This window comes from Psychrobacter sp. 1176_08, assembly GCF_052850615.1.
Map to the genome: position 1 here is coordinate 37,961 of NZ_VXCU01000004.1, position 23,373 is coordinate 61,333.

The 23,373-nt window shown below is 41.7% G+C and carries 18 protein-coding genes, 1 tRNA gene and 1 other RNA gene; 3 read left to right on the forward strand and 17 right to left on the reverse strand.

Annotated elements, in window-relative coordinates; genetic code table 11:
• The first annotated feature begins 31 nt into the window (after nucleotides 1-31).
• Together mutM and FW759_RS06170 are read left to right on the forward strand one after the other, a co-directional pair.
• Nucleotides 32-958: a bifunctional DNA-formamidopyrimidine glycosylase/DNA-(apurinic or apyrimidinic site) lyase gene (mutM, locus tag FW759_RS06165; protein ID WP_446442460.1), complete on the forward strand. Its 927-nt coding sequence runs from the start codon at nucleotides 32-34 to the stop codon at nucleotides 956-958.
• A gap of 284 nt (nucleotides 959-1,242) precedes the next feature.
• Entirely contained in the window at nucleotides 1,243-1,698 is a 456-nt protein-coding gene (locus tag FW759_RS06170; RefSeq protein ID WP_095569090.1) for a hypothetical protein, read from the forward strand.
• A 128-nt stretch (nucleotides 1,699-1,826) separates the two neighbouring features.
• Here FW759_RS06170 and typA read toward each other — a convergent pair whose 3' ends face one another.
• Nucleotides 1,827-3,677, reverse strand: coding sequence for a translational GTPase TypA (gene typA, locus FW759_RS06175; RefSeq protein WP_062843818.1), 1,851 nt, complete (start codon nucleotides 3,675-3,677; stop codon nucleotides 1,827-1,829).
• A gap of 360 nt (nucleotides 3,678-4,037) precedes the next feature.
• Nucleotides 4,038-5,342 carry an OmpA family protein gene (locus FW759_RS06180; RefSeq protein ID WP_353670941.1) on the reverse strand — a complete coding sequence of 435 codons (1,305 nt, stop codon included), beginning with the start codon at nucleotides 5,340-5,342 and terminating at the stop codon, nucleotides 4,038-4,040.
• A 497-nt stretch (nucleotides 5,343-5,839) separates the two neighbouring features.
• Here FW759_RS06180 and FW759_RS06185 point away from each other — a divergent pair, with 497 nt between their 5' ends.
• Nucleotides 5,840-6,559 (forward strand): pilus assembly FimT family protein, encoded by a 720-nt coding sequence (locus FW759_RS06185; RefSeq protein ID WP_446442461.1) that lies wholly within the window; start codon nucleotides 5,840-5,842, stop codon nucleotides 6,557-6,559.
• Nucleotides 6,560-6,577: 18 nt separating this feature from the next.
• Here the strand turns inward: FW759_RS06185 and pdxJ are convergent, their stop codons facing one another.
• The 15 genes from pdxJ to rnpB form a co-directional block, all read right to left on the reverse strand.
• Nucleotides 6,578-7,357, reverse strand: coding sequence for a pyridoxine 5'-phosphate synthase (pdxJ, locus tag FW759_RS06190; protein ID WP_446442462.1), 780 nt, complete (start codon nucleotides 7,355-7,357; stop codon nucleotides 6,578-6,580).
• 156 nt (nucleotides 7,358-7,513) lie between these two features.
• Nucleotides 7,514-8,284, reverse strand: a complete 771-nt coding sequence (recO, locus tag FW759_RS06195; RefSeq protein ID WP_443505420.1) for a DNA repair protein RecO — start codon at nucleotides 8,282-8,284, stop codon at nucleotides 7,514-7,516.
• A 70-nt stretch (nucleotides 8,285-8,354) separates the two neighbouring features.
• Nucleotides 8,355-9,389 carry a GTPase Era gene (gene era / locus FW759_RS06200; RefSeq protein ID WP_443505493.1) on the reverse strand — a complete coding sequence of 345 codons (1,035 nt, stop codon included), beginning with the start codon at nucleotides 9,387-9,389 and terminating at the stop codon, nucleotides 8,355-8,357.
• 264 nt (nucleotides 9,390-9,653) lie between these two features.
• The gene (gene rnc / locus FW759_RS06205) at nucleotides 9,654-10,451 is read right to left on the reverse strand and encodes a ribonuclease III (RefSeq protein ID WP_443529554.1); all 798 of its coding nucleotides are present in this window, start codon (nucleotides 10,449-10,451) and stop codon (nucleotides 9,654-9,656) included.
• Nucleotides 10,452-10,564: 113 nt separating this feature from the next.
• Nucleotides 10,565-10,957: a DUF4845 domain-containing protein gene (locus FW759_RS06210; RefSeq protein WP_095569096.1), complete on the reverse strand. Its 393-nt coding sequence runs from the start codon at nucleotides 10,955-10,957 to the stop codon at nucleotides 10,565-10,567.
• A gap of 146 nt (nucleotides 10,958-11,103) precedes the next feature.
• Nucleotides 11,104-12,006, reverse strand: a complete 903-nt coding sequence (gene lepB, locus FW759_RS06215) for a signal peptidase I (protein ID WP_353670937.1) — start codon at nucleotides 12,004-12,006, stop codon at nucleotides 11,104-11,106.
• A gap of 143 nt (nucleotides 12,007-12,149) precedes the next feature.
• Entirely contained in the window at nucleotides 12,150-13,949 is a 1,800-nt protein-coding gene (gene lepA / locus FW759_RS06220) for a translation elongation factor 4 (RefSeq protein WP_062843811.1), read from the reverse strand.
• Between the two features lie 212 nt (nucleotides 13,950-14,161).
• Nucleotides 14,162-15,388, reverse strand: a complete 1,227-nt coding sequence (locus FW759_RS06225; RefSeq protein WP_446442463.1) for a capsule biosynthesis protein — start codon at nucleotides 15,386-15,388, stop codon at nucleotides 14,162-14,164.
• Between the two features lie 152 nt (nucleotides 15,389-15,540).
• Nucleotides 15,541-18,015: a capsular polysaccharide biosynthesis protein gene (locus FW759_RS06230; protein WP_446442464.1), complete on the reverse strand. Its 2,475-nt coding sequence runs from the start codon at nucleotides 18,013-18,015 to the stop codon at nucleotides 15,541-15,543.
• Between the two features lie 58 nt (nucleotides 18,016-18,073).
• Entirely contained in the window at nucleotides 18,074-19,846 is a 1,773-nt protein-coding gene (locus FW759_RS06235) for a polysaccharide biosynthesis/export family protein (protein WP_062843808.1), read from the reverse strand.
• A gap of 55 nt (nucleotides 19,847-19,901) precedes the next feature.
• Nucleotides 19,902-21,017 (reverse strand): capsule biosynthesis protein, encoded by a 1,116-nt coding sequence (locus tag FW759_RS06240; protein ID WP_446442465.1) that lies wholly within the window; start codon nucleotides 21,015-21,017, stop codon nucleotides 19,902-19,904.
• On the reverse strand, nucleotides 20,986-21,657 hold the full coding sequence (locus FW759_RS06245) for an ABC transporter ATP-binding protein (protein WP_353670930.1): 672 nt from the start codon (nucleotides 21,655-21,657) through the stop codon (nucleotides 20,986-20,988). The genes FW759_RS06240 and FW759_RS06245 overlap by 32 nt, the downstream gene beginning before the upstream one ends.
• Before the next feature lie 35 nt (nucleotides 21,658-21,692).
• Nucleotides 21,693-22,505: an ABC transporter permease gene (locus FW759_RS06250; RefSeq protein WP_446442466.1), complete on the reverse strand. Its 813-nt coding sequence runs from the start codon at nucleotides 22,503-22,505 to the stop codon at nucleotides 21,693-21,695.
• 239 nt (nucleotides 22,506-22,744) lie between these two features.
• A tRNA-Met gene (locus tag FW759_RS06255) sits at nucleotides 22,745-22,821 on the reverse strand.
• A 122-nt stretch (nucleotides 22,822-22,943) separates the two neighbouring features.
• Nucleotides 22,944-23,310, reverse strand: an RNA gene (gene rnpB / locus FW759_RS06260) — RNase P RNA component class A.
• Between the last annotated feature and the right edge of the window lie 63 nt (nucleotides 23,311-23,373).

Below are 23,373 nucleotides of genomic sequence, written 5' to 3' on the forward strand. Positions count from 1 at the left end.
CCATTTTAACGTAGAGTTATCATAAAATATTATGCCTGAATTGCCTGAAGTAGAAACCACGAAAACCAGCCTCACCCCACTATTGGGGCAAAAAGTTACTGCTATCAAAATCTTTCAGCCGAAGCTGCGTTGGGTAATGCCAGATGATTTAGACGCGCTAGTGGACTATGTATTAGATAGTGTCGAGCGCAGGGCAAAATACCTGATACTCAATTTTTCATCTACAGTATCAAATATTACCCCACAAGCTGATAGACCAAAAATGCGTCAGCTTTTGATTCATTTAGGAATGTCGGGCAGCTTACAACAGCTCAGTTATGGCACAGACAAACGCAAACATGATCATTTGGTCATCGAATTTACTAACACTAATAACGAACGATCACAGTTACACTACTATGATCCCAGACGCTTTGGGTCAGTATTATGGTATCAAGATTATGGCAGTAAGCTATTAGACCATCTCGGTCCCGAACCACTTTCAGATGCATTTACGGCAGACTATTTGTACCATCTCATTCAACGTACTAAGAGTGCCGATAAAAACAAAGCTGTCGAGACTGTTATATCAAGCAAATCCTCACGACCTATCACGCGCCCTATAAAGTCAGTCATTATGGAACAACAGGTTGTGGTTGGTGTTGGTAATATTTATGCGACAGAAAGCTTGTACTTATCTGGCATTCACCCCGCTACCCCTGCCCATCATTTGTCTTATGATCAAATAACAACGTTGGTTGGACATATTAAAACTATTTTGCAAAAAGCAATTAAGCTTGGCGGTTCTACACTACGAGACTTTACCGTTGCTGATGGTCAAACGGGGTATTTTCAGCAAACCTTGAACGTCTATGGTAGACAAGGTGAAGCCTGTTTACACTGTCAAACGGTACTCGAAAACGTCAAACTCAATGGTCGAGCCAGTGTTTACTGCTCCTTGTGTCAGCCATTGATTTAAACGCTACCTAGAATCTCATTACTAATTGTTTTCTGAATAAAAAAGACAATATTATCACCAATCGTTTTGAATCAAATATTTATATTTTTTTCACTGATGAGCGATTACACGTATTTTTATTGCTTATTCAGGCGCATCTTGCTTTAATATAGTAGACACTTACATAAATAGTGCATATGATTTATTTTTCTGTAATATCCAATTTATTGATGTTGTTGTTATTCTTCTTAGTAGAAATAATACCAACTAATAATCCTACCAATTGTGAATTTTAGGATATCGTTATGATTGTCAAAGCCAAGAAGCCACAGACAGTAAAGCAGAAATTTTTTACTGTTGCTGCAAGCTTAAGTTTATTGGTCATGAGTATGCAGCCTGCCTTGGCAGCCATAGAAATCGACGAAACAGATTTTGGCCCTTCTTATGGCACAATGATGGTTGATACTGTCGTAGGTAAACCTCTACAACTGGTTAATGCCGTTGCTGGTACGGCTGCTTATATTGTCAGTCTACCTTTTTCACTGATCGGCGGTAATGCAGATCAAGCACAGCAAAAGCTTTTTGTAGAGCCTTGGGACGCGATGGGTCGTTGCCTTGGATGTACTGTTGCTGAAGACAACTATTATAAGTCGCAAGTGGTCAGCAATGATAATCTTGTACGTATCGTCGTCGATCGGCCATCAGAGATTCTAATCAACACCAATGATAATGTCGTCGTTACGCCTGTCGTTAATCCTTAACGCGTTGCTAGATGGTTGAAGTTTTATCGGACACATTTATATCTGCACTCTGAGTATCTAAATAGACAAAAAAAAGGCTAACATCGCGTTAGCCTTTTTTATTGGTTGACTTTGATTAAGCCAAAATATTAAGCACCTTTTTTGCTACGACCGTGACGCTTACGCTCGCTTTCAGTGAGGTAACGTTTACGGATACGAACAGCTTTTGGTGTTACTTCAACCAATTCGTCATCTTGAATAAACTCAAGTGCTTGCTCAAGCGTAAACTTAACAGCTGGTGTCAATGTCAATGCTTCGTCAGTACCACTAGCACGAACGTTGGTTAACTGCTTAGCAGTGGTAGGGTTAACAACCATGTCATCGTTACGCGAGTTAAGACCAACAATCATACCTTCGTAAACTTCAAGCTGTGGCTCAGCAAACAATTTACCGCGCTTCTGTAGGTTAAACAGTGCGAATCCTAAGCAAGTACCATTTGCCATAGAAACCAATACACCGTTAGAACGACCACCAACATCACCGATCTTTTGCGGACCGTAATGTGAGAAGCTTGACGTCATGATGCCACTACCTGAAGTCAGCGTTAAGAACTCTGAACGGAAACCAATCAAACCACGAGCTGGTATCGTTGCTTCAATACGCATACGACCTTTACCATCAAGCTCCATGTTAGTCATCTCGCCTTTACGCAAGCCAACTTGTTCCATGATAGAGCCTTGATGCTCTTCTTCAATATCGAAAACAACATTTTCATAAGGCTCTTGAAGTTTACCATCTACTTCTTTTACGATAACTTCTGGGCCTGATACACCAAGCTCAAAACCTTCACGGCGCATGTTTTCGATCAATACAGATAAATGTAGCTCACCGCGACCTGAAACTTTAAATTTATCAGGAGATTCAGTATCTTCAACACGTAGTGCTACGTTATGAATCAGTTCACGCTCAAGACGCTCACGAATATTACGTGACGTCACAAACTTACCATCACGACCAGCAAACGGCGAATTGTTTACTTGGAAGTTCATAGAAACCGTAGGTTCATCTACTGTTAGTGCTGGTAATGCTTCAACGTTGTTAGGATCACAGATTGTGTCTGAAATATGCAGTGCATCAATACCAGTAATACAAACGATATCACCTGCTTGTGCATCTTCTACTTCAATACGATCAAGACCGTGATAACCCATAATCTTAAGGATACGGCCGTTACGTGTTTTGCCATGCTTATCAATGACAGTGACTGGCGTATTCGTTGAAATCTTACCACGCTGAATACGGCCAATACCGATAACACCAACGAAGCTATTATAGTCTAGACTTGAGATTTGCATGCGGAATGGCGCATCAGCATCCACTTGTGGTGGCTGTACAACATCAACAATGGTCTTGAAAAGCGGCGTCATGTCATCAGCTAAAGCGTCTGCTTCTAAACCGGCAATACCATTCAAAGCTGAAGCATAAACAACTGGGAAATCCAACTGCTCATCACTTGCGCCTAGATTGTCAAACAAATCAAAGATTTGATCCATTACCCAGTCAGGGCGTGAGCCAGGACGGTCAATTTTATTGATAACAACAATCGGCTTTAGACCTTGCTCGAATGCTTTTTGCGTTACGAAACGAGTCTGAGGCATTGGACCATCAACAGCATCTACCACTAGAAGTACGCAATCTACCATCGACATTACACGCTCAACTTCACCACCAAAATCGGCGTGACCTGGGGTATCAACGATGTTGATACGATACTCAGTTTCTGAAGTTTGATCTGTCCATCGAATGGCTGTGTTTTTAGCCAAAATAGTGATACCACGTTCTTGCTCAATATCACCTGAGTCCATTGCGCGTTCAGCAATGTTTGCGCGGTCACCAAAAGTACCAGATTGATGTAATAGCTTATCAACCAAAGTCGTCTTACCGTGGTCAACGTGGGCAATAATTGCAATGTTACGCAGGTGTTTGATATCGTTCGCCATATAAAATGCTCGTTTTGTCTTAAAAAAGTGCAGTAGCAGTAAGCGCCGCTGGATAAACGTTTTTTATAAATCAGATAGAGATCGAAGGTTTATTCACGATAGAATTTACAATAGGTAAAATATTTAGAATAAGATAATTTCAATACAATCATATATCTATACTGATAAATTCATCATACAGATAGCTATGCTAATGTACATTCTGTCAATCTACAGAATGTTTCGGGAGGTAGTATAACATTATTGCTTCATAAATTTATGTAATAACTTACTTTTCTGAATGTATAAATAAAAAAAGCTACCCATTAGGTAGCTTTTTTTGTAACTGTATATTTAACAATATAATCAATCGATTATTACTTACTGAACAACCATATCTTTAGTTTGCTCAACAGTCATTGTTTTGTCACCAGTGATGATGGCATAAACACGACGGTTCATAGCGCGACCTTCTTCAGTATCGTTTGGTGCGATTGGGTTGTCATAACCATAGCCAACAGTTGATAGACGGTTTGGAGCAACACCGAATTCGTTAGTTAACATAGATTTAACAGCAACGGCACGAGCTTCAGATAGACGTTGGTTATAACGTGCTGAAGGACCTGTTTTAGAAGCATGACCTTCAATACGTGCTGTAGAGTTAGGATACTCGCGCATCTTCTCTGCTACTTTAGCGATTTCTGGCTTGTATTGATTTTTGATAGCTGATTTGTCGTTATCAAAGAATACACGTAGCTCCATTTTCAGTTCATCAGTAATATCTACTGGTACTGGGCAACCAACTTCATCAACAACTACGTTCATTGGAGTGCCTGGGCACTGATCGATACTATCAGCTACACCATCACCATCAGAATCAAGATCAGATTCAACAACAACTACTGGAGTGTTGTCAACTACTGGCTCTTCCATCGGTGGTACAGCTACTGTAGGCGCTAAATGACCGCCAAGTACTACTTCTAGGCCAGCCAAAGCCATGCCTTCCCACCAGTTGTTGTCAAAGTTGTGAATCGCACGAGCTTCACCACGTAAGCTTAGTGCATCGTTGATGCGATACATAGCACCTAGACCTAGGTTACCGATAGTGTCTTTAGAACTTGTTACTTCAGTACCAGCTTCAACTACACCTACAGAAGAACCTTCAGCAGGACCGTAAGTTTCTTGGTTTTCTACCTTAACTTTAGACTGACCAGCACCGATTAGTACATATGGCTTAAGTGCATTGTCTGTATAGCCAGTAAATTCTTCAGTACCAATCAAGAAGTTACCAGAAAGCATGGTCTGTTCTACGTCAAAACGGTTAACACCAGCATCCGCTGATTTTTCTGAAGCTTCACCGTTAGTGTTTGTAACACCGTATTCTACTTGGAACTGAGTAGAAGGCGTCAATTCGATACCTAGTGCAGCACCAGTGTATAAACCACTTTCTTGAGCGACTCCACCGTTTGGTACTTGACCAGCACGGCCATCAATTGACTGACCATCAGCGTTTACGTAAAGATCTTTGCCAGTTTTAAGGATATCACGTTGCTTATCAGACGTATCACCAAACTCTTCAGTCATGTGATAACCAAGTAACAATGGGCTAATCGTTACGCCAGCGTTAGCTGCTAGAGGGGCAGCTGTTACGGCAACCAGAGCTAGAGCAATTTTATTCAATTTCATGGACTTCCTCCAAAGGATAATTTTAGTGATGCGTTAAGCAAAACCGATTTTCAAGACGCTCTAAAATAGACATCTTTCACGCATTTAAAGTTACAAAGCACAACCAATTAAGGAGTAGCTTAGCGATTATCAATTCAGTTTACAACTTTTTTCGTTAACCAGCTACACATTATTACACGATAATGTTGTAACTAAAACACAATAACCAGCTGAAGTTACCTAGAACTAACACACCTTACGCTTTTTATCTTTTGTATGTCAGTTCACAATAGATTGTAAAGGTAACAGCATCTATTGTCTGAGCGTATTTTAATACAGTTGATAATTTTTCTCTATTATTAAAAACCTTCATTCACTAATTGAAACATTTTTTGACAGTAGACATATATTCTGTTTATAATTAAAAAGCCAACATTATTTCATTAAAATCTAATATCTACCTAATAAGTCAAGCTGGGCTTTTAAATCGAATGATTTATTACAGATAACTCTATTTTATGAAACCACTTTATAAGAGACGTTTACCTTATAGAAAACTGGCTGTCATTATCTCCCTTCTCTTTAATAAGCTGATCTGCCCTATGGTTTACTTTGTTCTGTCTCGAAGAAATACTGTTTTTAATAAGATAACGAGACATAAGACGGAAGTCATCGTAAGTAGGAACATCGCCAACCATATTGCCAAGCAAGGTTTTACCCTTGTTGAACTCATGATTACCGTGGCTATATTAGCAATTTTAGTGACTGTGGCAGCACCTGCGGTACAAACAAAACTAGCAAGTATGGAAGCCAAACGTATTCAAAGTCAGGTAAAGCGTTCACTCGCATTAGCCAAAGCGGAAAGTTATATCAGGAAAGAGGATGTACTTGTGTGTCTATCTACTGAAGAAGGACACTGCCAAAGAGATGGTGGCACAATGCTTTTGGTATTTATAGATAAAAGTAACAGCAAAAATTATGATGCTCAAGTAGATGTGTTAATAAATCAGCAATCGTTAAACCTCAAATACAGTACGCTAAGCTTACGAGTAGGCAATAGGCGCCACTACACCAAATTCTGGGGCGATAGTGGCACTCCTAGAGGTCATTTTGGTCACATTAAGTATTGTCCAACGGTTGCTTATAATAAAGCAATGTATCTTATATCATTCAACCTATCAGGCATTGTTAAACAAAAACTTAATGAAAACCATCCTACTCACTGCGATGATACCTAAAACCGATCAACCCTATCATTAGTTGTCTTCGTGCATGGCGTTTTTCATCAAAATAACGGCTTGTTCAATGCCTACGAATATAGCATCAGCGATAAGCGCATGCCCGATGTTCAGCTCGTAAATACCTTCAATTTGTGCGATTGCTTTAACATTATTACGTGTCAGACCATGACCTGCATTCACCAGAAGTTTATGATCCATACTTTGAGCAAAGGCAACGGCTTGCTTGATCCGCTTTAGCTCAGCATTTTGAGCGCCCGTATCCTCTGTCAAACATACCTCAGCATAAGCGCCAGTATGTAGCTCAACAGCATCTGCCCCGCAGCTGATGGCGGCAGAGATTTGTGTGTCATCTGGATCAATGAACAATGAAACTTTCGTACCTACGGTCTGTAAGGTACGAATATATTCTGTCAATCCAGCAACCTGCCCTGCAACATTGAGCCCCCCTTCTGTTGTCAGCTCTGCGCGTTTTTCTGGCACCAGACAGACCCAAAATGGTTTGACCTGACAAGCAATCGCTAGCATTTCAGTCGTTGCCGCCATTTCTAAATTCATTCTAGTCGTTAATTGCTCTGCTATCTCATAGACGTCTGAATCTTGAATATGACGGCGATCTTCACGCAGGTGTATGGTAATGCCGTCTGCTCCTGCTTTTTCACACAATAGAGCGGCATCCAAAGGACTTGGGTAACTGACACCTCGTGCTTGACGTAATGTAGCAACATGGTCAATATTGACGCCCAATAAAGGTTTTTTTTGCGTACTGTTCGATGACTCTAATGATGTATTGGTCATAAGAAATCCTTTTGATAATGATGCCCAGTTGACTTATAAGTAATTTTTACTGGTGTAAATTTTTCAGCAAGCTTTATATTTAGGAGAAATTAAAAACTGTCCCATTACCACTGTTTTTATTTTGAGGCATAAGCTAGGTTAGCAATGATAAAATTCTTATTGATAACGCTGCTGCTGTTGCCATAATAAACGGCTTTGCAGCGGCTGATAATCAAGCAAATGATCAATCAGATAACGATGTAGTTTTGACCATTGATTAAGCGTGGTTTCAGTAATGCCCAACTGCGCCATCGCTATAATATCACTGCCCATAAAAATGCTTTGGCTTGTCGAACTCTCTAAATTTTCAGATTGCGCCGTATTTTGTAAAACAGGCATTAAGCCCACATCAGGCAAAAACCGATAAGAACTATCGGCGTCAATAGGGTTCTGGACGCTATCATGAGTCAACGCCAAGGTAAAACCCAATTCATTAAATAAGTGCTGTTCGAACTGGCGCAGACACAAACGCAGCTCGTTGGCACTCAAAGGCTGTCTGAGTTGTTGTAAGCTGTTTTGATAATGCTGCCACAATACTGGCATTGGGTCTTCAGTCGGCAACAGTCGCCACAGTATTTCATTTAAATACAATGCCGAATATTGATGTTGACCAGTGATGTTTTCGTAAGGCAATGAGCTTATAACAGTCTCTTCTTCTGTCGTTGTTTTGACCTGAGAAGGATTATTCGATGCAATACCGATTTGACTGAATGTTTTCAGATCACGTTTGCCTGTCGCAAAAAGCTGCAAAGGCATAAATAGTGGCGCGCCTTTTTTCCCCACTCCGTGGATCACACCATGTTGCTGAGAAAACAAATAATATAAGGCACGCTTTTCTTGATAAGGGCGCTGATGTAATAAATAACCGACTAACGCTTCATTACGCATTTTTGATTACCTCAGCATTGAGCCTTGCACATATTAAATTGACTGACACAAGGCTATTATAATCGTCCTATCAGTAACCAAGACTTGTTAACGCACGCTCGTCATCAGACCAGCCACGCTTCACTTTTACCCAAAGCGTCAGCATGATTTTTTTATCAAAAAGTTGTTCCATGTCTTTACGAGCATCCATACCAACTTGCTTGATACGCTGACCTTTGTCACCAATAATAATGGCTTTTTGACCACCACGTTCTACATAGATAGTGGCATCAATAAAAGTACAAGCCTTGCGCGGCCGACCAGTCTTTGGATCAACATGGGCCGGTTCATCTTTAAAGGCATCAATCTGTACGGTCAAATCGTAAGGCACTTCATCACCGGCACTGCGCATGATCTTTTCGCGAATAATTTCACTGGCCAAAAATCGTTCTGAGCGGTCAGTAATTTGCTCTGTGTCGTAAATAGGATCAGCGACTGGCAGATGAGACGCAATCACTTCTTGCAGACGATCTAAGTTTTGATTTTTCAGCGCTGAGACTGGTACGATATCAGCGAAATCAAAGCTGTCATTAAAGGTCTCAATAAGCGGCAACACACTGCCTTTGTCTTTTAACGTATCCGATTTATTAATCACCAGTACCACGGTCAAGTCTGTATTACCAAGCTTTTGCAACGTCAATAGATCATCGTCACGCCATTGGTCCGAGTCAACCACAAATAGCACCAAATCAACGTCTACTAACGCAGAGACAGCCGCTTTATTCATGCGCTCATTAATAGCCCGCACTTCATTACGATGAATACCTGGTGTATCAACAAACACGGCTTGCATCTCATGATTGGATAAAATTCCATGGATACGGTGACGGGTAGTTTGCGGCTTACGTGAAGTAATAGACAACTTCTGACCCAACAAATGATTCATCAGGGTCGATTTACCAACGTTTGGACGTCCAACGATGGCAACATAACCAGCCTTAAAATCGTCAGCGATGCGCGTATGACTGCTTGGTGCAAAGAACTCTTCAATCGCCAAATCATTCTCTGATGCGAAATCTTCGTTCATGATATCAGCACTGTCTTGGTCTACTTGCTTTGGCGTCATATGTGTATCTTCAGTCATATCGTTGGCACTATCTTCATTGTTCGGTGGCAAATCAGTATGATTGTGCATAGTTAATCCTATAGGGTTTATAACCAGCCGAAGGCAGTATGGTTAGGTCAGCTCTAAAAAGCGAAACCAGTATCAGCTGGAAAATAGATAAGGTTTTAGAACAAGCAATCTCTAAGATAAGCAGAGTAAGTACTTGTTAAAATAATTTTTAAAAAAGGTATCATAATTTTAGATTTATAGTAAATCTCATAAAAATTACGAACGCTTCTTGGCTGAATTTGGTAATTTATGTAATTGATTGATCATAAGCTCTGCCGCTTTTTGTTCAGCGATACGGCGGCTTTCACCAGACTCTGTAATATCAGCACAATTTTGGATATTGACATGACAACGCACGACAAAAATTTGATTTGGCGCGTTACCTCGAGTTTCCATCAGCTCATAAGTTGGCAAATCAAACTGCTTAGACTGTAGCCATTCTTGCAGCCGACTCTTGGCATCTTTTAACGCCTTTTGATCGTTCACACTATCAATCAAATCACCATACCAAGAAAGAACACAATTACGCGTGATGTCCATATCTTGACTGTCTAAATAAATAGCACCAATCAAAGATTCTACTGCATCAGCCAGTATAGAAGCACGGTTACGACCACCACCCTTACGCTCACCGACACCCAATATCAGATGATTAGAAAGCTCTAAATTTTGGGCAATAATCACCAATGACTCTTGGCGTACCAAAGTCGCACGCATACGTGTCAGACGCCCTTCATTCTGACCAGGATAACGGTGATATAAAGCTTCTCCTACGATCATTCCTAAAAGTGCATCGCCCAAAAACTCTAAACGCTCGTAGTTCTTTTTGCTATCAAACGATCGATGCGTCAATGCAAGTTTGGGGAGACTCAAATCGTTAAAGACATAACCCAACTTACGCGTTAATACCGCTAACCGTTGAATAAATTCTGAGCTAACAACAAGCGTATCGACAGACGTGCTATTTTTTTGGGGAATAGGAACCGCTTGGGAATGTTGCGAAGTTGGTTTCATGCGTGGCTTATGGTTATCCCTTCTGTGTTACTGATTGATTAAATAATGGTATGTAGTGATTGATTCTATAAAGGAAATTTAAGTCTTATTGAGCAAGTTAAAAAATGATTAAGCTATTTGGTGGTTGCCATATCGATATCGCCTTCGAAGCGATTGAGGATATCAACATTACCGAAAAAGTTATTGGTCACGGCATACTGCTTACGAATAGCCAGTTGCCCTGCTTTCTTATCAGTAAAAATAATGACATCTTCAGCCTTGGTGTCATAATCAGCATTGATAGATAGCTGTTTATCAACACGTTCAATGAACTGCTTGGTGGTCTCGTTGTTATTGTTTGCTTCTCTAAGCTGGGAGCTTAATGTTTTTGTCAATTGATAATCACCAATTTGAGCGGGTATGATCGCAATCATCAGTTTGATCGCAACGCCTAAAAGGATAATAGTCAAAACAATGCTTGTCACACTTGCACCGCGCTGCGTCGCCAATCCAGATAACTGTTGCATTACCCTAGCCCTCTACTGGTCAATAACAATTGATACTAGCGTTTGTTTAAAAAATCTGAATACTAAAAGTAGCTATTCATTAAATAGTCATAATATTAGCATAAAACTATTATTGGTAAATCAAACAATAGAGACTCTTGCACTCATTAATTGATAGAACCATTGCGTTCAAAGGTAGGTAAGTTTAACCCTGGTGGCTTATGCATCCAGATATAAACAGCTTTACCAGCCAGATTCTCGTCAGGTACAAAGCCCCAGAATCGACCATCGGCACTTCGATCACGGTTATCACCCATAACAAAATAGTGGCCTTCTGGCACATTGATACGCCATTCAGTGCCTTCTGAATCAATGACTTCTGGTGATTGCTGTTGTAAAAAAGGTGCGTACTGAGCACTATTCATGCCATTCAGATAACGTACAAGGTGTGTATTATCGCCTTGTGTTTCTTGAAAGTACTGCGCCACGCCTTCTTCTTGTTGACCCATGGTAGCCGCACTCTCTTCTGTCAGCACTTGTCCTGGACCTGCTTGCCCTGGCAAATACAGCTGTGACGTCAACTCAGCATTTGCAGCAAAATCTATGGGTTTGGTTTCAACGGGTACATCATTAATAGATAAAGTGCCTTGGTTGTAGCTGACTGTATCGCCCGGTAAACCAATAACGCGCTTGATATAATAAATACTAGGATTTTCAGGATAGCGAAATACAGCCACATCACCATGTTCGGGTTCACCCGTATCTAACACTTTATTATAAGTTAGCGGCAGCCGCACGCCGTAAGCATACTTATTGACGGCAATGAAATCACCCGTATATAACGTTGGTACCATAGAAGAGGAAGGAATATTAAAAGGCTCGATCAAAAACGAGCGTACTATCAATACCACTGCCAATACAGGGAAGAAATCATAAGCCCAGCGTACCAATAAGCTTTCTTTGCCATGCCCACGTGTCTTACGCTGTTTAAGCGCCAATTTGTCCAATAGCCAAATAATACCTAAGCCTATCGTCAACGGCACTAAAATTAAATTAAAATCAAAATCCATACCAAATTGCCTATTAATGAACAGCTTGCCCTGCTGCTTTAACGATCAGACCCACTATATTTGACATACTATTATGCAAAAAACCCATATGTAAAAAAACCGAATAATAGGAATTTTTGCGATTAGCTACCAGCTGTTAATCCTTAACTGTCTGCTTTCAACACGGCTAAGAACGCTTCTTGTGGGATTTCTACATTACCCACTTGCTTCATACGTTTCTTACCTGCTTTTTGTTTAGACAGCAGTTTTTTCTTACGTGACACATCACCGCCATAACACTTGGCCAGTACGTCTTTACGCATTGCTTTTACCGTACTGCGACCAATAATCTGACTACCAATCGCTGCTTGAATCGCCACATCAAACATCTGGCGCGGAATCAACTCTTTCATCTTAATAACTAACTGGTTGCCACGAAAACGTGCTTGATCTTGATGAACAATCATCGCTAGCGCATCGACCTTATCACCATTGATGAGTACATCGACTTTAACCAATCTGTCAACTTGATAACGCTCAAAGTTATAATCCAATGAGGCAAAACCACGAGAGACAGATTTTAGGCGATCAAAGAAATCCATGACCACTTCACCCATCGGAATATCGAAAACCAGCTGAACCTGCTTGCCCATAAAGCGCATATCAACTTGTACACCGCGGCGCTCGATACACAACGTCATGACATTACCCAAGTAATCTTGTGGCACTAAAATCTGACAACGCGCAATTGGTTCACGGAATTCTTCGATGTTGTTCGGCTCAGGCAATCTTGACGGGTTATCAATATGAATTACCTCGCCGTTTTTCTTTTCAATCTCATAGATAACTGACGGTGCAGTAGTAATCAAATCCAAATCATACTCGCGCTCTAGGCGCTCTTGGATAATCTCCATGTGCAGCATACCTAGGAAGCCACAGCGGAAACCAAAACCCAATGCATCAGACGTATCAGGTTCAAAAAATAGTGACGCATCGTTGATCTGTAGTTTTTGTAATGCTTCACGGAATTTTTCAAAGTCATTGGAATCAACTGGGAACATACCGGCGTATACTTGCGGAGTAATCTGTTTAAAACCCGGAATACGCTCAACATCAGGCGTTTTAGAATGCGTAATCGTATCCCCAACTGGTGCCCCAGCAATGTCTTTGATCCCCGCGATAATAAAACCAACTTCACCCGCTTCTAAAACCCCTGTATCTAAAGGCTTTGGTGTAAAGACACCGATAGAGCTAACTGGATGCGCCTCTTTGGTCGATTTGATATAAATTTTATCGCCTTTTCTGACGGTTCCTTGACGTACACGCACTAAAGAGACCACACCCAAATAGCTGTCAAACCAAGAATCAATGATCAGTGCTTGCAGCGGTGCTTCGCGGTCACCTGTTGGTGCTGGAATAAATTCAACCAAGGCTTCTAATAACTTATCTACGCCCAAACCAGATTTGGCCGATACTCGTGGGGCATCCACAGCATCAATACCAATGATGTCTTCAATCTCTTGAATGACGCGCTCAGGTTCAACTTGCGGCAAATCAATTTTATTGAGCACTGCCATGACTTCTAAGCCCTGATCAACTGCCGTATAGCAGTTGGCCACAGACTGCGCTTCCACCCCTTGTGCGGCATCAACCACCAGCAAGGCACCTTCGCAAGCCGCTAGTGAGCGTGATACTTCATAAGAAAAGTCGACGTGTCCTGGCGTATCAATGAAGTTGAGCTGATAACGCTCACCATTTGGATGATCATAGAACAAAGTGACCGACTGCGCTTTGATAGTGATGCCGCGCTCACGCTCAATATCCATGGAGTCGAGCACCTGCGCCTGCATCTCGCGATCTTGCAAGGCACCGCACATTTGAATAAAACGATCGGCAAGCGTCGACTTACCATGATCAATGTGGGCAATGATTGAGAAGTTACGAATATTGGCTAATGCAGTCACAAAGCGCCTACTAAATTAAGGGTGATAGAAAAATAAAACCAACGGGTATTCTAGCAGTTTTCCACTGCAAAGTAAGGCGATTTTATTATGAGAGATGCGATTAACAGGTGAAGTGACAAGCGAGAAACAGTAAAGACAGAAAGTACGACACTTATCAAAGCTTGATTCATTTCTAGTGCGATGTCTGCTAGCCACAATTGATGATAAATCAACTAGTGGGGTGTCTTCGTTTCAGAGAGCTCTATAGCGTTATTTTCAGCTTGCTGTGAGTATTTGTACATCCATGGCGATCGACCATAAAAAGCACCATTAAGCTGTGTTTGCTCGATCAAATACTCACGAAATCGCAGATAAAACTCATTGTCCGGACTCTCAGGTCGCTGCCAAAAATCTTTGAGCGCCTTTTGGTCTATGAGCTTGGGCGTATCATAAATGGCGCGACCCATAACCTTAGTCGGTTTTTTGTGATAGACCGATTGTAGGCCTGTCGTACTATTAATAGTCACCATTCCAATACTATGCTTCATGAGCGTTGGCAAGTGCATGTCACACCCGTAAAAAACGCGATTGGCTACTTGATAGCGCTCTGACAAGCTAGACACCAACTCACGATAGTCGCGATGCCCACGATCTAATGGATGATGCTTGAAAACAAGCAGTTGTTTTTGATCAGCGTGCTTTGAAAAACTCGCAATAGATTCATCGATAAATTGCACCACATCACGATAATCACTGTGATGAGTAATCTGAGAATCATTGTGCACTTGTAAACTGATGAGAAAATAATTGTCGCTCTCTTGCGTGGTCAGCATACTTTGCAGTTTTTTATCTGGGAAATACCCTCTCAATTTACGCCAAGGGGCCTTTAGCCAAGCGATTGCCTCTTGCCAGGCGGTCATACCACGATAATGTGAATAATGCGGATAACGGCTTTTGTATATCCAAGCAACGATGTAGTAAACAATTGCAGCAATGCTCAAACGATAAAAACGATTGTGAGTATAAAGAGGATGGTCATTGGCTTTTTTGAGCGCCTTGATGTCAGCGGTATTCAAACGTGAATAACCATTGATGCCATATTCTTGCAAGGTAATGTAATCAGGACGCAAATACCCTTCTTCAAATACAAAAAACGAGATACCTAACTGCTCACTCACACAGCCTGCTTGTGTATGGTGCGGGCGACAATCCCCAAAACACACCACGGCATCAATGTTATGCTTTTCAATAAAAGCTTGTAACCAAGCAGAAAATTGTGCCAATGTGTCTGTATATTCATACGTATTGGGATGATGATAAAAGAACGCATCACCAGCATTAAAATTAATTTTGCTGACTTTAATATCTTGAGTTTGTAAAAACGTTGAAAAACGGTTAAAAAACCCGCCCATCTTTCCTTGTAACAGCAAAACATGTCGATGAGTAAGTAAGTGAGACATCGAAGCTGCCATAGGAATCAATTACCATTAACTGAAGAATAAAAAAGAGTGTGGCTCTGCATTGCGAGCACGCACAAAAGTGCCAAGTGGTTGATTATACCGAAAAAAACCCTGCTTGTCGCAATGGATTTCTAGGACACAGATAAAGAGAATTAACGAGACATTTTACGTAGGCGCTGCTGCCAGCGATGACGTTGCTGCATAAAACGTGTGGCGGCGAGACGTTTGATCTCTGTAGGATTAACAGCAGTAGATAAAGTCGATATCATCGATGTCGATGAAAACACTGAACGCATTCCTTTACTGGTTTTTTCAACTTGCAAGGCTTCATTAGAAGTGCCTGCAAGCGGATATAAATAATCAATCACTTGTTCTACTTGCGCAAGACCATAGCCATTAGGCAGACGGTATAATGGATAACGAATCAAAGCACAATACAGCAACTGCTCAAGCGTCAACATAGTGTCTCGTGTGCGTCTTTGTAGGTACATATCTTTTGGCATTAGATGCGCATCAATATCTGTGGTAAGTCCCCACCCTGCATAAAAAGGCAAGCCATAACAGGTCACGTTTAGACCGCGTAGCAAGGCTTCAAACCCAGTCAATGAGCTGATAGTATGAATCTCATCGACGCATTCCAAACAATCAGGCATGGCCGTATCATACGCCACGGCTTGCACCTGACGCAAACAAGATTCTGTGACCTTACCTGCTCGTAGTCCTGCCTCCACATCGGGATGCGGTTTATAAATTAAGTATGCATCAGGATTGTCCCTACAAACCCGCTCAATCAAGCCACTATTGGTCTTTATAGCTGATCCACAATACTGCACTGACAAATCATCTTCTACTTGACCAATAATCAAAATACGACGTTTTCCAGATAGCTTGGCTTCTTGCATCCAAGAACTGGGTAAGTTATTGGTACTAGTCCCAACATTGTATTTACTCACTCGCTGAGTCAATAATTTGTTTTGTAGTGTTTGGACGCGTGTTTTTTGCTTAGGGCTTAATGCTTTACATTGACGCAGTAAGGTTTCTAAATCTGATGGCTGGGTCGCATCATAATAGATGCCTTGTTTATCAATCACCACCGATAAGGGTGCCAACAACGTCGCGCCCAAGCCATTTGAGCGGATAAATCCGTCTTCCATGCAATAAATTGTAGGCGGACTGATAAGTTTACTTTGTAGTTTTTCTTGTAATTGCTGACGTTTGGCTAAGCCCCAAACAAGCAGCGGCTGGTCATAGTTGACACGAAGATGATCGGGATGCAATATGTTTTTCAGACGTGGTTTTGGTTTAACAAACAATGTTGTACGTGGTAAATCAACAAAAGCTTTGACAAAGGGAAGCTTCCAACGACTGAACTCATATATGGTTAAATGACTGTCAAGACATGCTTGCCAGTGACGATTGGTGACCAGCCACTCAATCGCGGTTTCGATATCACAAGCCTGTCTCGTCGCTGGATCAACGTATCGACTGTAATCTATATAAGCGCTATAAAACAAGATCTCTAACGTTGTCTCGACTTTATTAGCAGATAGTAAAGAGAGTAAAGCTGGGTGTGATAGTTTTTTCTTACCTAGTAACGTCTTTGCAATACCCTGACGACGCTGCTGGACGGTTTTTAGCAGACGTTTTGGTGCGCCCTTATCATCAGTCAGACCCCAACCGCTATACCAATTGACGCCAAAACAATGCACTGTTTTGCCAAGCATCAATGCTTCAAAGCCCATATGAGAGCTGACCGTATAAACGTGATCTACCTGCGCTAATAATGCAATTGGATTGAGTGCTTGACTTAAGACTCGAACGTTTTTGGGCAGTTTTAAATTGGTCAGGTAGCCAGTTTTTGCGGCAGGATGAGCTTTTATCCAAATATGTGCATGCGGATAATTGCGACAAGCAGATTTTAACATGCGTCTAAACTGGCCTTTATTTGCACCAGCGCCTTTGATAGAGGCGTCGCCAGCTACTTGATCAATGAGTAAGACGTGGGATTTGGAAGCGTTTTGTACCGTAGTGGCACTCTCTTTATCCACCCACTCATCTAATGATGGACAGTCCATGACTGCATTGTATTTACTCAGTCTCTCATTACATATACGAGACATCAACTGTTGAGCATGGCGATCATCTTGTGAACGTTGCTCAGAGTTGGCATCGCTTTTAGTACGAGTAATGATAAGTTGCTCTAGATGTGAGGTTTTCGTCAAATCAAAATAAATACCCACATCATCGACAACCACACTCAATCCATGACGACTGCTGATACCTGAATCTAACGAGCGCAAAAAACCATCTTCAATACTCAAAGTAGCCAGATTGTGCTTAACAGCAGTCTTATTGGCTCGTTGATAGCTTTTTTTATGACCCCAACCGATAAAAGCATTGGGTTGTCTCATTGGAGCATACGGTATTTTTTGCTGTAAATTTGACCACGGATACCATCGCTGGATATCCGCTTGCAGTACTTGAGATAGCAATTGATTATTACGACTCATGCCCTTGCCAATGACTGCTAGGCACTTAGGTACCAAATGCTTAGGCGATGACAAAAACTGTGCATTATCAGAGGTAGCTACCTCTACTTTACTTTCATCTGCTACCATTTTTGTCATTATTAGTCCCTGTCTTACTTACTAATACTGCGTCAATCTACATTATCGCTAGTAATTGTTATAGATCTAACACCACTTTAGCTGCAATAGCCAACTGATAAACAATCTGTGATAGACCACGAGTGATTTCTACGCGCTTGGTTTTGACTTTTGGCAATACCATAATCTCATCACCCTGCTGGATACGGTAAGCAGTATTGACCACTTCACTAGCACCGTTTTGATGAATAATTAAGATCTCTTTGGTATCAGCATTATCAGAGAAACCACCAGAATTGGCAATGTAGTCCCCAACGGTATAATCTGGGTTAAAGGTAAGCGCGCCCTGTGCTCGCACTTGCCCATTCACCGTAATGATTGAGGTTTGCGCTGGTATCTCGATGATATCGCCTTGTTGCAGAATAATATCCTGCCATGAGTTCGGCACGACCACGATGCGACCATCAGTTTCTACATTACGAGCTTTGGCCACAAATTGTTTGACCAAGTTAGCATCATCCTGACGAAGCGCTGCTTCTTCACGGGTTGTAGACTGCGTAGCAAGCGTTAATTCTTCTAAACGATCAAGCGACTCATTAATCATGCGTTTTTGTTGCTCAGCAACAGATTGACGATAAATGGTCAGTTGTGTCAGCTTGGCGAGCGGGCTCGGCTGTAATTGTGGAATAATATCTTTGAGGCGAGCACCATACGGTACTACCATTGCGCCATTACCCGTATGAGCACCTTGCACCTGTACAGCGATTGTGCCAGCGTAACGATCTGAGGTCACAACCATTTGATCGCCATTATAAACAGGAACGTTTTGTGCATCGGCAAGAGAATAATATTCTGCGGTTTGCGCACGTCCTGCACTACGAGTAATACTGACATTGGTCGCATTGGCTGCTGGGTTAGCGACTTGTAGCACATCCCCGATGGTCAAATCATTCACGTCAAACTCAAACGTATATTCATTTTGAACTTGTCCGCTTACTGCAAACGTTTTCTTCTGAGGCGCTACTGTAATCACATCGCCATCACGAAATGAAAATGCCTGCAATTTACCTGCAAGTAGGAAATCATATAGATTAACTTGTTGTAGCATCTGACCATTACGTTTGATTTGAATATCAATATAACTACCACGCGTTGGGTCAACACCGCCAGCTCTATCCAAATAAGACAAGACTGAATCTGCTGCAAGTCCACCATAATATCCTGGCTGCTTGACAAATCCTGTGACGAACACTTTCACAGGTTGCGCTTGCTCTAGAGATGCATAGACGCCTACGTTTGAACGATAAACACGGCTGACAGCGTTTTTAACGACATTTTGCAAGCTACCATTCTGTACACCAGAGATACGCACGGGTCCAACGTTTGGTAAGAAAATATTACCTTGGGGATCAACGGTCATGGTCGCTGCATATTGATAGGCGCCCCACATGCGCACTTGCACGTTATCACCAGGGTTAATCACATAGCTGTCATTAAAGGTCGAGCCTGATGTGGTCGAAAACGCGCCGCGAAACAGCTGCTCACCAAACATCATGTCTTGCGTATTAATATCTTGATAAGGACGCGTGGTATTAATAACTGACTGACTTGGCAAGCTTGCCGCATTAACTGCTTCTTGTGTAGTTGCTTGACCGGGTACACCGCCTGCAAATGCTTGTGTTGAAACATTAATATTATTGCGATTTTGGTCCTGACTCATATTATTGTTGCTAGTACCAAAGCCAGAGCCTGATATCTGATCAGCATAACTGGTGGCTGCCATGACTGGCATACTCATCGCTGCCATTGCCAAACTTATCATTGTCACGATAGCACGTGGTTTCATATTCATGCGTCATATTCCTTTGCTGATCTCTCGATCATTACTGATATCTGTTTTATCCAAACTAGCTGCGATGATCACGAACAACTGCCATCACTAAGCGCACAAATCCATAAAGCATCAAGAGTAAAGCGAGCGATGTCCAAATTATATAAGCACGACGTGGATAGGTTGCTTCTTCAGCTTCATACGGCGTTGAGATGACAATCAAGTTTTTCATTTTCTTGAATGCTTCTAAGCGTGCTTTTTCAAGTGATGACAACGATAACTTATATAGCTCAGTCGCAAAATCAACATCGGCTTTGATGGTCTCAAACTGTATTGCCTGACGGTTCAATTTAGTCGTGTTTGACGATGTCAGTTTGGTTTGTTCTTGAGCAATTTGTTCTTCAACTGCTTTAATCTGACTTCTCAATGACACTACCTGCGGTGCATCTGGATTCAAATAGCTCAATAGCTGTCGCTCTTCTGTACGTAACGAGCTAAGCTGCGCTTGCAAACTGCCTATCAGCTGATTAACCACTTGAGCATTCGATTCTGGATCATAAATCTCATTTTCGTTCTGATACTTTAATAATTGCTCTTTGGCATCATTAAGTCGTTCTTGTGATTCGTCTAATTGGGTCTCTGCAAACACCAGCTGATCGCGTGCAACTTCTTGAGAGATACGGTTCACGAACTGCTCAGACTCATTTAAAATCGTTTTGTTAAGCTCAAAAGCATATCTTGAATCAAAGGCTTCTGTCGACACTGAAAGCACATAACTTTGTTCATCTAAGTTGATATGAACGCGCTTTTTAAAGTACTCAAGTAACTCTTCTTGCGTGGCATCAGGATCGATCTCATTAATCGGGTCCGAACCATCTACATGGTACGCTTCTCGGAACTTAAACTTGTTATCAAGTCGCTTTACCATATCATTGGACAAAATATATTCAGTCAGATAGGTTGCATCTTCTTTGCTGGTACTATTAACACCCAGTAAAGCTGATAGACCGCCACCAGAAGGCACACTGGTATCGCTTACCTGTTTTACCACGACATCAGCAGTCGATATAAAACGCGGGTGCGCAATTGTCATGACATAAAATATCACGAGTGCCCAAGGTAGTATTACCAAGCCGATAAACAGCGAGAAGTTAATTACCTTACTTTTTTGCTTTGTGGATATGCTTTTCATAAACTTCAATCGCTTCTGTTGTATCGTCAAAGACGTGTGCTGTTTGATCCATCAGCACAATACCAATATCGCAGTTACGCTTAATATCACCAATGTTGTGCGACACGATTAAAAATCCCGCTTGTGCCCGACGCGCCGCCAAAATCTCTTCGCTACGTTTACGAAAAGCGGCATCACCAACCGCGCCCGCTTCATCGAGCATATAGTAGTCGAAATCAAAGGCCAAGCTCAACCCAAAGGTGAGACGTGCCTTCATACCAGACGAGTAACTTTTCACTGGCATATCAAAATAACTGCCAATATCGGCAAACTCCTCAACAAAACGAATCTTTTCATCAATATAGGGGCCGCTTGAATATAGGCGACAAACAAAACGGACGTTTTGTCTACCAGTCAGGCTTCCCTGGAAACCGCCTGCTACTCCTACTGGCCAAGAAATCGTCGAATCAGTAATGATTTCACCCTTGTCTGGTTCATCAAGTCCACAAATAATACGCAGCAAAGTCGATTTGCCAGCACCATTACGCCCTAATAAACCCACGCTTTGTCTATCACCAATGGTCAGATTTAAATCTTTAAATAAATAGTGCCGACCCTTCTTGGTCATAAATGACTTAGAAACATTTCTAACTTCAATCATTTATTTACCTTTTTGTTTGTTTTATCTATTTATATCTATCGAGAACGCAACATATCACGCTCAGCATACTTATAAAGTAATAATCCTAAAAAATTGACCGCAAACATCCATTTCAAAAAATAGCCCATATCAATATGATAAGCTGGATAGTTAGGAGCAAATGCATGACGCATCAGTTCAATATTATGGATAAAAGGGTTATAAAGTAGGTAGCTAAAATAAGGCTCAGGAATAATATGAATGGGATAAACAATACCTGATAGAAAATATAATATGGTAAAAAATATCGTGATAACTTTACTAATCTCGCCACCATAATGCCCGATAACCATCATAATCAATGCGACACCGAAGCTGAATATGAATAACGTCAACCAGCAAAACAGAACAATGTGCAAATTTTCTAGATTTGCATAAATATCAAAAAATGCCAAGCCGACCAGTAGTAATATAGAGGTAAAGAAGTAAATCACTAACTCTAAAAATGAGCGAGCAATGATGACATCGATATGCTTGATTGAACGATACATCAACAAGCCTTTATTTGCATCAGCAGCACCTAATGCTCTTACAGCTATTCTTTGGAACATGCGAAATGGCACCATTCCAACGACTAAAAACAAAGAAAAGTCCATTCCCGGTACTAAACGTTCACGAATGGCACCAAATATGACTAAAAAAATAAGTACTTGAAACACTACCTCTAATGGCGCCCACAAATAACCCAGTCGATAACCGCCAAAGCGCGTTTGCAGCTCGCGCATGAGCAAAGCGTGGAATGCTGCACCCATGACTTTTAGGCCACTGCGATGCTTGATAGGACGATATGGGGGTAGTTGAACAGACATGACGTTACAGGACTTTACCGAAAACAGTCCCTATGATAAGTAAGCGGGACATAAGTTACAACAATTAATCTGTTTCTAAACAGATAAACCTATGATTTAGCAAGAAAGCAGTAGGGAACTCGCTTCTATTTCGTTGAATTTAAGCCTATTCCGTTCCTAGCTTATCTTCAGCTTTCGCATTTACTCAAGCCAAAAAAAAACCAATCACAAAGGATTGGTTTTTTTAATACTACTAAATATGGTGGCGATGAAGAGACTTGAACTCTTGACCTCACGATTATGAGTCATGCGCTCTAACCAGCTGAGCTACATCGCCGTTTTAGGCTGCACATTATGCCCAAGCTGCTGACTCTCGTCAACCCCTAAAAGGCATTTTTTGCAAAAAACTGAATTTTCATTTAAATTAACTGCAAGTATTACTACCACGAACGATAAAAAAGGTTTGGTAAACCGATAAGCCGGGTTCTGTCGTGGACAATCATTCCTCTAGGCGTATCATCGCTGATACGCTCAAGCAACCTACCCGCATCGAACGCGGGCCGCGCCATGCCGATGCCTATTTGGTCTTGCTACGCGTGGAGTTTACCATGCCGTGAGATGTTGCCATTCACGCGGTGCGCTCTTACCGCACCCTTTCACCCTTACCGATGATATCTAGGATACCAAAGGCGGTCTCCTCTCTGCTGCACTGGTCGTCAAGTTACCCTGCCCAGCCGTTAGCTGGCACGCTGCCCTATGTAGCCCGGACTTTCCTCCCCTGCTTCATCTGTTGCCAGTGTGCAGCGGCGATTGCCTAGTCTACCAAGCGCGCTAGTATAACAAACCTCATGCTTGGCTGGGAATTTCTTTTTGGTTTATTTTTGACACG